We start from the raw sequence: 9,894 nt of genomic DNA on the forward strand, positions 1-9,894 counted from the left end.
TTCGGGTTGGATACATCTTAGCACGCTGTCCAATTTTGCCGGACCACTTCAGTTTCATTGATGGTTGTTTCGATTATCTCGGTGACGAATGCGCCTTCAGGAGGCTTCCCGATGGGTTGATGATCGGGCATCTCGTATGCGCGATCATGCGGCTGACCTACCTGCTTGGTGTCTGCCTGAGACGGTGTCGCGGGCCAAGCAATGCAAAGGCACAGAATGCATGTTGAAATGAATGACTTCATGGTCGCTCCCGCTTGTCACTATTATTGACGGTGAATTGGGGCATCGGATTGCATCGATGCCCCCTTCGACTCATTTCAACTGGGTAACAGTCAGCTTGCCTTTAACTGGCTCCGCGACAAACTCGATGTTCTGACCTGCCGACATTTTGGAGATCATTGCTTCATCTGCGCGAAATACCATTTTCATGGCAGGCATATCGAGGTTCAGCAAAGGCCCGTGATCAATCGTGACCTTGCCACCTTTTGCGTCGATTTTCGTAATGGTGCCTTTGGTGTATTCCACGTCAGCCTGCGCCATCTTCATGCCGACAGTGATCGGTCCGTGCATTCCGGATTCGTAATGGCCAGGGATCAGGCAGGCAAACTCGAACGTGCCTGCGTTCGCAAAGGTCCATATCACCTCGCCTGACTGGCCTTCGTCGAGGCGGATGGAGTTCGGATCATCGTGTTCCATATCCATCATCGCCATCATTTCCTTGTGCTTGGCGTTGCCTGCAATATCATCGATGACGAACTCATGCTCCAACTCGCCCTTGTTCACCACATTGAAGCGGACTGTTTCGCCCTGTTCAAATTCAAAAGTATTCGGCTCAAAGATCATCTCGCCGTCATCTGTTTCGCGCATGGTCACATCAATCGTGCGCGAAACATCATCTGCCATACCCGGCATCCCCGCTGCCATTTCGGGATGCGAGTCGGCATGCGCACCGTCGTGACCGTGTGTCTCTTCGGTTTTCACTTCATCATGGCCGCCAGAATGGCTACCAGCCGCAAATGCTGGCGTGGTAAGAGCAAAGGCGATCGCAGTTGTCAAAAGAAGGTTTTTCATCAGTTTTTCCTGTAAGTTTGGTTGATAGATTGATCAAAAGGCTGTCTCAGCTCTTCTGAGTTGGTCTGGGTGTGAGAATGGTTTTCGGGCTGTCGTTAGAGGCGAACTCTGGCAGCTCGCCGGTCCACTCATAGGCCTGCTCGCCGGGAGGATTGTCGTACCAACCTGGGTCGGAATAGTCGTCCGCCTCAATGCCTTCACGGACTTTCACTACAGAGAACATGCCGCCCATCTCGATAGGTCCATGCTTGCCCCAGCCATTCATCATCGGAATGGTGTTGTCGGGCAACTCCATCGTCATTTTACCCATATCGCCCATACCAGCCGTGCCCATCGGCATATACTCTGGCTGGAACTTGCGGATTTTTTGCGTCAGCTGCTCTTTGTCGACGCCGATAAACGTGGGCACATCGTGGCCCATTGCGTTCATCGTATGGTGCGATTTATGACAGTGGATTGCCCAATCGCCCAAATGCTCGGCGGTGAACTCATATGCCCGCATCGCACCCACGGGGATATCAATGCTGACCTCTGGCCACTGCGCACTCTCCGGCACCCACCCCCCGTCTGTGCAGGTCACCTTGAAGTCATACCCATGCATGTGGATCGGGTGGTTGGTCATTGTCAGGTTGCCAACACGAACCCGCACCTTGTCGCCTCGGTTCACAACCAGCGGATCAATGTCGGGGAAAATCCGGCTATTCCATGTCCACAGGTTGAAGTCTGACATGGTCATGATGCGCGGCACATAGGTGCCAGGATCAATGTCGAAGGCGTTCAGCATAATCAGGAAATCACGGTCGACTGGCATGAAGGTCGGGTCTTTGGGATGGACTACAAACATGCCCATCATCCCCATCGCCATCTGCACCATCTCGTCCGCATGCGGGTGGTACATGAAGGTGCCCGATTTGGTCAGATCAAACTCATAGACAAAGGTCTTGCCGGGCTTAATCCCCGGATGGCTGAGGCCCACGACACCGTCCATACCAGATGGCAGGATCAGGCCGTGCCAATGCACCGAGGTGTTTTCAGGCAATTTGTTGGTGACATAGATACGCACCCTGTCGCCTTCGACCGCCTCGATCGTGGGGCCGGTTGATTGGCCGTTATAGCCCCAAAGATGGGCTATCATGCCATCAGCCAGCTCGCGTTCTACCGGCTCGGCAACGAGGTGAAACTCCTTCACGCCGTTGTTCATGCGGTAGGGCAAAGTCCAACCGTTCAGTGTCACCACAGGATTATAGTCTACACCCGTTGAAGGCCGCGCTGTGATTGCGGTGGCAGCACTGTCCATCTGGGCCGCTTCGGGCAAACCCATGTTCAAAGTCTTGCCCCATGCCTGTGACGAAACCAGCGTTGCACCTGCAGCACCTGCTCCGAGTAATTGACGTCTGTTTAACATCTCGTCTTCCTTTCAGTGTCCTGCGCCGCCACCGGCGGCCAATGTTGCGCCTTCTCCACCGGCACCACCGTTGCCTGCGCCGCCGCCATAGATCGCGGCAGTCAGATCAGCTTGCGCCATGTAGAATTCGCGTTTTGCGTTTGCGGCCTCCAGCGATGCGCTCAATTTCTCGCGCACGTCTGTGAGCAGCTCGAATGTGTTGGTGATCATGCCGTTGTAGGACAGCAGACCTTCGTCCTCGACGGTCTTGCGCAGAGGCACCAGAACATCGCGGTAGTGCCGCGCAATCTTGTAAGAAGCCTGGTATGATTTCTCGGCCCCACGCGCTTCAGACCTCACATTCACGGCACGCTCTGCCAGAACGTTGGCCGCTTGCAAATACATCAACTCGGCCTTGCGCATGCGCGCTTTGCCAGTGTCATAGATCGGGATCGCGAATTCCAACTCGACCTGCGGCGTGATCTCGCTTTCGGTCTCACCGTCCTCGACTTCACGTTCCAGCTCTGCACCGGAGATGATCTCAAGATCAGTCACCAGTCGCGTTTGATCCGTAAGGTCAAATGCCGCCGCTTGTGCCTCGAGGCCCAGCTTTGCGACACGCAAGTCTACGCGGTTGCGGAGTGCTTTTCCTTCGACATTGCTGACTTTCCCGACAGACCCGGGCAAACTCGGCAGCGCATCTGGAACGTAGTAGTCGACCTCGGTCCCCCAGAGCCCCATCAGTTTTGTCAGTTCCTCTTTGGCGCGGTCTGCGTTCAACCTTGCCTGGGCCAACTGGCCTGCAAGCTCGGCATTGAACGCTTGCTCGCGTGCCTGTCCTGCCTTGTTGAGTGCGCCGGTTTCTCCCAACTTGCGGGCAAGTTCTGATCCCGCGTCAGACGTTGCTTTTGCACGTTTGAGATAGCTGGCCGCTTCAAACGCAGCCACTGCGTTGATCCATGCCTGTCGGGTCTGATTGGCAAGTGTCAGCGTGTCGTTCACGGCCTCTAACTGAGCTGAACGGAAATTCACATCAGCCACTGCACGGCGTTTTTTACGTGTTTGCGCATCCAAAATATTGACGGCAATCATGCTCTCGATTGCACGATACAATCCCAACTCAGCAGCGCCGATACCGAGGATACCGACGGAGACGACAGGATTTTCAGGCGTCGATTGCTGCCACGCCTCAGCCGCCGATAATCCGACATTTGCATAGGATGCCTGCAATCCTTTATTGTTGAGCAAAGCAACCTGCACGGCCGTGTCGGCAGAGATCGTCTTGCGATGCACCATCGCGTGAACTTGCTTTCTCAAAGCCTGATTTTCGGCTTGAGTTTCGGCAAAGACAGTTCGCTTACCGATTGCAGGTGTTACTTGGCTGGCCACATTCGCAAATCCCGCTTTCGGATCCGTATAGGCACCTGGAATTGCAGTAGCGCAGGCCCCAAGAACCAAAGGGAAGCCAACGATCAGTGAGAGTTTTGAAGTACGCATCAATTGCCCTCCGACTGTTCTTCATTGACGGTGCGCCAGTCCCGAGGACCCGTTGGGCCGCGGTACGTATAACCTGCAAGGGGGTTTTGATACCGGACGGGCGAGGTAATTGCGGCGTTGGCTACAGACTGCTGAGCAGTCACTACTGGCAAAGGAGTGGGCGTGAATTTTATGGGCTGTAAGTCTTGGCTACATGCGCCAAGTGTGAGGGCGGAGGCCCCCAAAACGAGTGTAATTTTCATGGTTGGTACCTGATTGATAGACTTCGGGATCACGCAATCGAGGTGCGCGAAACGAAGGCTCTGGTATGAGCCTTAAATCAGATCAGGAATTGGGGAGGACGTAGAAAACCAGACACTACAACTGAGCGCGTCTGCGCATCCGGCATCAGATATCTGCTTGCAGTGGGGCGGTCGGCAAGAGCGACTGCATTGTCAGTCAGAACAACAGAGAGACAAATTCCGCTGCAGCACTTTCCACCAGTGTGGTCTTCGTCAGAGTTATTAGAAACAGAACCATATTTGGAATACTCGACGGTCGATGACTGCTCGCCGTGTTTATGCCCTGCTGCTTCGTGATCTGCATTTGCGGTAACGGCACGATGATCACCGTGCATACCCGATGCTGCATGGGATGCCGATGGCGGGAAAAGCACCAAAGCCAAAGCAAACGCGAAGCACGGAATTACTTTAAGCCATGAATAGAAGATGTTTTTCAAAACCATACCAGCCATCTGGGCAATCAGTCCCGCCCTGTCAATCCATCCAGCGCTGGAAGGTTTTCAACTTTTTCGTGAAGGCGGCATAAATGTGCTCACGCCGCCCGTAATGCGTTCACTTCTCAAAGAATGAGAACCAACATCCACAATCCCATGACCAGCATCATCAGGTTATCTGTCAGGGAGATGAAACCAAGTGGCACGTTCCCTACTTTATCGAGAAATCTTCAAGTTTTTCAATAATCGGACAATCAGGTCGCCCATCCCCCGCGCACTCCCGCACAAGATGAGACAGCGTGTCACGAATGGCCTGCAAGTCCGCGATCTTGCTTTCAATTGGCGCCAGATGCTGCTTTGCAATCACGCGCACGTCAGCACTGGCGCGGTCATTATCGTCCCAGAGAGCGAGCAGGTTACGGCAATCCTCGATGGTAAATCCCAACGCTCGGGACCGGCCCAGAAATGCCAGCTTGTACATGTCATTGTCCCGAAAGCTGCGATAACCGTTGGCGTCTCGTTGCGGCGTAATCAGACCAATGTCCTCGTAGTAGCGGATCATTTTTGATGGAAGGCCAGCTTTCTTTGATACTTCTCCAATGTTCATGTCAGAGCTCCTATTCTGCCGCGGCTGGCACAAGTTTGCGGTGCGCAGCCTCGGTGGATGGGTCTTGTGGGATCGCAGCAGAAACCCACCGCAGGCGCAGCGCATTTGACAGGACAAACACGCTCGACAGGGCCATCGCACCAGCGGCGAGGGCGGGCGACAACATCAACCCGAATACCGGATAAAATACGCCAGCAGCGACTGGGATTAGTAAGGCGTTGTAGCCAAACGCCCAGAACAGGTTTTGACGGATGCTGTGCATTGTGCGCTGGCTTATGTGCAGTGCGTTAACAACCCCGTTCAAGTCTCCGGACATTAGAACAATATCTGCCGCCTCAATCGCAACGTCCGTTCCGGTGCCAATCGCGATACCTACGTCGACACTGGCCAAGGCAGGCGCATCGTTGATGCCATCGCCGACAAAGGCGACTTTGCGGTTTGAGGTCCCAAGCTTTGCAATCGCCTCCACTTTGCCCTCCGGCAACACCTCGGCGACAACCGTGTCGATGCCCAGACGGGCAGCAATGGCATCAGCCGTGGCGCGGTTGTCTCCGGTGATCATCGCGACCTCAAGACCAAGATCACGTAGCCTTTTGATCGCTGCAGTTGTGGTAGGCTTGATCGGATCGGATACCGCGATGATCGCTGCAAGACGCCCGTCAATCGCAGCATAAAGCGGGGTCTTGCCCGCCTGCCCCAATTCCTTTGCGATCTCTCGGGTATCGTCCAACGCAATACCCTCACCTATCACCAAGCGGTCCGCACCCACGAGGATTTGCCGCCCTTCGACACCTGCGCTCACCCCATACCCCGTGATGGATGTGAATGTATCCAGTTTCGCCAGAGACAGCCCCGCTCGCTCTGCACGGCGCACAATGGCGGCGGCAATCGGGTGTTCTGATTTTGCCTCAACCGAGGCGACAAGGCGCAACACCTCCGCTTCTTTAAATCCTTAGGTAATCTTGAGATCCGTCCACTCAGGCCGCCCTTCGGTCAGGGTGCCTGTCTTGTCGAGTGCAACCACCTGTACATCGCTGCGCGTCTGCAAGGCATCGCCTTGCCGGAAAAGTACACCCAGTTCAGCAGCGCGGCCTGTGCCTACCATAATCAACGTGGGCGTCGCGAGCCCCATCGCACAAGGGCATGCAATAATCAGGACGGCAACCGCGGCCACCAGCGCAAGCCCAAGCACGGGCTGCGGCCCCACCAGCAGCCATGTCAGAAATGTCACCGCCGCCACGGCCATTACAGCAGGCACAAACCAAAGCGTGATCCTGTTCACAAGGTCCTGGATCGGCAACTTTGCCCCCTGCGCCTCTTCGACCATGCGGATGATCTGGGCCAGCATTGTATCGCCGCCGACCTTTGTCGCGCGGAATGTCATCGCGCCGGCTCCATTGACCGTGCCGCCGACCACTTCTGCATCCGTTGCATTTTCAAAAGGCACAGGTTCGCCGCTGATCATGCTTTCGTCGACGTAAGACGTGCCTTGAGTGACAATACCGTCCACAGTGATTTTTTCACCCAGCCGGACCTGAACCAGGTCATCAAGCACGATATCATCTACCGCGAACTCAATGGTCTCGCCGTTTCTCTCCACCAGTGCATTTTTGGGCCGCAACCCGACCAGTTTAGGGATCACCTGCCCCGTGCGGCCTTTTGCGGGTGCCTCAAGGAACCGCCCCAGCAGGATCAGCGTGACGATCACAGCAGCGGCCTCAAAGTAGACCACGCGCGTCCCGTCAGGCAGCAGCGACGGTACAAAAAGCGCTACTAGTGAGAACTCCCAAGCCACCATTGACCCCAGCGCCTCCAATGAGTTCATATCAGGCGCAACTTTGAACAAGGCGGGGAAACCTTTGAGGTAAAACTGCCGACCGGGCCACGCCATGACGATGGTGGTAAGGACAAACTGGATGCTCCAACTGAGCGTCATGCCAAGGGAATTCATCACCCAAGTATGCATCGCAGCAAACGTATGGCTGCCCATCTCGAGAATAAACACTGGTGCTGTAAGAACAGCGGCAAGCAACGTCATGTGTTTCAGATGGTCGGATTCCGTTGCTTTCCTGTCATCCGTTGCAGCGCTGCTTTGAGGGTCCGTAATGAGGCTTGCAGGATAGCCTGCGAGGGTGCAGTCAGACGGATTTGAACAAGTTTCAGTATGGCCCTAAATGCCGGAACTTATTTCGCACAAAGTTGGCGCCACTCAGCGAGAGCGGCGGTACGGTTAAGCTTGAAATTGTCTCTGCTGTAGAGCGCGCGCTCCTGATTGAAATGGTTGTAGATGGAGGCATGAACGGCGACGAATTTCTGCAGACTTCGCATGCTGCGGAACCGTTGCATGGCTCGCTCCCGCCGTCGAAACGGAAGGTGGGAATTCTCAGCCCGATTGTTCAGCCAGCGGCCAGTTTCCAGCTTGTCGGCATTGCCGATTTCCTTCATCGCCGCACCATAAGATCACAGCTTGTCGGTCACCAATACATGAGGGCGGCCGTGCCGCTTCATTGATTTCTTGAGGAATTTCATCGCCGCTTTGCGATCCCGTCGCTTTATGACGAAGGACTCCAGCACTTCACCCTCGTGATCAACCGCGCGCCAAAGATAGTGCGTCTCGCTGTTAATCTTCACGAACACCTCGTCCCGGTGCCACTGCCAATTCGAGTATGCAAGCATTTGCTGGACACGTTTACGGCGGATTTCAGCGGCAAACATCGGGCCAAATCTATTCCACCAGTACCGCACAGTTTCGTGGCTGATGTCGATCCCGCGCTCGTGCAGCAAGTCCTCGACATTGCGGAGCGAAAGTGGAAATCGAACGTACATCATGACCGCCAGGCGGATGATCTCGGGGCTGCTGTGAAAGTACTTGAAGGGGTCTGTTTTCGTCATGAGCGAAGGCTACGAAACCGCCCTGCCCGCCTCAAGCAGATTTGTTCTGACAAAGCCGACTCTGCCGATGATCGACGAAATTTCTGATGAAAAAGCACTTGTAAGTGTGCCCACCTTTGATCGCCCCTACGTCATTATGAGCGCCACGCGGCAGGCGTTTGCGAGGTCATGGCTTGGCACCTCAGAGAGAGTCAACAGCTCTCGCATCGCGTTCAATCCGGCATCGCGCCTTTAGGAGGTCGAAGGTTTCAAGTCAGCGCTCTGTTGTGACAAACCTGAATCAGCGCCGCGATTAAGTTCTAGGTTATCGCATGGGCAATCTTGTTAGCTGCTGCGACCGTGATCCAGCCGCAGCAGTTCAGCATTGTGCTGATCAGGTTTCTTCAGTGAGCGCAATCAGACACGATTCCGCCAGATCTCTATCCGGGTTTTCAGCACCCAGTGGAGTTGCCCATCCAGCATCTTCAATAACGCCGCGACGCCGATAGCTGCTGGTTTGTTCTAGTTCTGCCATAACAGCAACTGACTTTGGATCGTCTTTTGAATTCTGGATACAGTATGGTGTAAGCGCCAAAGCAACCGCAGCGACTGAGACTTCCTCGGACATATCTGTGGCCGACCCACCTGTTACCCATCCGCCCCAATTAAAGCCAATGATCGAAATGGCAATGGCACCTGCAACAGCGCCCATGAGTGCGGGTTTCGTTCCTTCTGGAATCTGCATTTATTGACCGATCTGTTTGAGAAAAAGAAATCGTCTTTGCGCATTTCACACATGCGTTTTACGCAATTCGTATCGAGACCGTTTCATAGTTATGTTCGAACTGCAAAGGACGGACATCAGCGTCTTTAATAGTCTGAAAGGGTTATATTATTTTGTTCTGCAAGCTTCGCCCCCCCCCGAATACCACGGATATTTTAGTGATGATCAGCCTGTTTCCGAAGAATACTTCCTAGCGCACTTTTCATCTTGCTCGACGCACCCTTCGTTGCCTGCTCAATTGTCAAAGCATTATGTGTGACGACGGTGGGTTGCTGTCCCTTGAGCCGCGCTTCCAGCATGCAGTGTTTTTCCGTCTCACCCGTTGAGCCGCCGCCGGAGTCACTGAGATAAACTTCAATCCTGCTGATATGATCTTCGAGGTTCATCATCTCGTGCTGAACCAAGTCCTTAATGACATTTGTGAGACCTTCACCGCCATCGATACTGTTGTCAGTACTTACTTCTATGCGCATATCTAACCTCCTCAAAAAATCCTCGGCAACCGCAAGGTGTGGACTGGTATATCGTCGACCATAGAACTCTATGCGAAAATGCGCCCTGATCTGGATCAGGTCCCAAGATAGGGCCGGCTGCCGTCTGTTTGCTCGGGGGAACAGATGGTGTCGATTATTTAGTGCGCATCCGCGATGGCAAGTCTGCGAACTTCCAAGATCAGCCGGGAAGCAGCTCTAAGCCACAAGGCCATCCTCGAAGGTGGCATGGGCCATACAGAGTTGGGAACAACGCTTAAGCTGTTGGACCCAGCGATTATGAGTATGCAAAGCCACATGCCATTGAGGCTTCGAGAAGAGTTGCGTCGATGAAACTTTCGCTCGCGTTTCAAAGCCGCCGGAATGTCTGCTTCAAATGCGACGCCAAGGCTGGCTCGCCACAGCAGCGAAAGTCTGCATTCCGCCCTTCGTGAAGGCGCGTCCGAACGACACCAACGGCCTTTTGCAGCCGGT

8 protein-coding genes and 2 pseudogenes are annotated in these 9,894 nt (G+C 54.4%); 1 reads left to right on the top strand and 9 read right to left on the bottom strand.

Going from position 1 to position 9,894, the window contains the following annotated elements; translation table 11 throughout:
• Positions 1–312: 312 nt before the first annotated feature.
• The 7 genes and pseudogenes from V7730_RS20525 to V7730_RS20555 form a co-directional block, all read right to left on the bottom strand.
• Positions 313–1,071, bottom strand: a complete 759-nt coding sequence (locus tag V7730_RS20525; protein ID WP_335749432.1) for a copper-binding protein — start codon at positions 1,069–1,071, stop codon at positions 313–315.
• 46 nt (positions 1,072–1,117) lie between these two features.
• The gene (locus V7730_RS20530; protein ID WP_335749433.1) at positions 1,118–2,476 is read right to left on the bottom strand and encodes a multicopper oxidase family protein; all 1,359 of its coding nucleotides are present in this window, start codon (positions 2,474–2,476) and stop codon (positions 1,118–1,120) included.
• A 12-nt stretch (positions 2,477–2,488) separates the two neighbouring features.
• The gene (locus tag V7730_RS20535) at positions 2,489–3,952 is read right to left on the bottom strand and encodes a TolC family protein (protein ID WP_335749434.1); all 1,464 of its coding nucleotides are present in this window, start codon (positions 3,950–3,952) and stop codon (positions 2,489–2,491) included.
• A 319-nt stretch (positions 3,953–4,271) separates the two neighbouring features.
• Positions 4,272–4,685, bottom strand: a complete 414-nt coding sequence (locus V7730_RS20540; RefSeq protein ID WP_335749435.1) for a hypothetical protein — start codon at positions 4,683–4,685, stop codon at positions 4,272–4,274.
• 193 nt (positions 4,686–4,878) lie between these two features.
• Complete coding sequence (cueR, locus tag V7730_RS20545; protein WP_335749436.1) at positions 4,879–5,274, bottom strand: Cu(I)-responsive transcriptional regulator; 396 nt, start codon at positions 5,272–5,274, stop codon at positions 4,879–4,881.
• 10 nt (positions 5,275–5,284) lie between these two features.
• Positions 5,285–7,402: pseudogene (locus tag V7730_RS20550) on the bottom strand (copper-translocating P-type ATPase); the annotation flags it as partial.
• A gap of 56 nt (positions 7,403–7,458) precedes the next feature.
• Positions 7,459–8,166, bottom strand: a pseudogene (locus tag V7730_RS20555) (IS6 family transposase).
• On the opposite strand from V7730_RS20555, the gene V7730_RS20560 reads away from it, so the two are divergent.
• Entirely contained in the window at positions 8,165–8,401 is a 237-nt protein-coding gene (locus V7730_RS20560; protein WP_335749437.1) for a hypothetical protein, read from the top strand. The pseudogene V7730_RS20555 and the gene V7730_RS20560 overlap by 2 nt on opposite strands.
• 138 nt (positions 8,402–8,539) lie before the next feature.
• Here the strand turns inward: V7730_RS20560 and V7730_RS20565 are convergent, their stop codons facing one another.
• Entirely contained in the window at positions 8,540–8,857 is a 318-nt protein-coding gene (locus V7730_RS20565; RefSeq protein ID WP_335749438.1) for a hypothetical protein, read from the bottom strand.
• A 227-nt stretch (positions 8,858–9,084) separates the two neighbouring features.
• Positions 9,085–9,402 carry a hypothetical protein gene (locus V7730_RS20570; RefSeq protein WP_335749439.1) on the bottom strand — a complete coding sequence of 106 codons (318 nt, stop codon included), beginning with the start codon at positions 9,400–9,402 and terminating at the stop codon, positions 9,085–9,087.
• Positions 9,403–9,894 lie beyond the last annotated feature (492 nt).

This window comes from Sulfitobacter sp., assembly GCF_036961165.1.
Classification (GTDB): Bacteria; Pseudomonadota; Alphaproteobacteria; order Rhodobacterales; family Rhodobacteraceae; genus Sulfitobacter.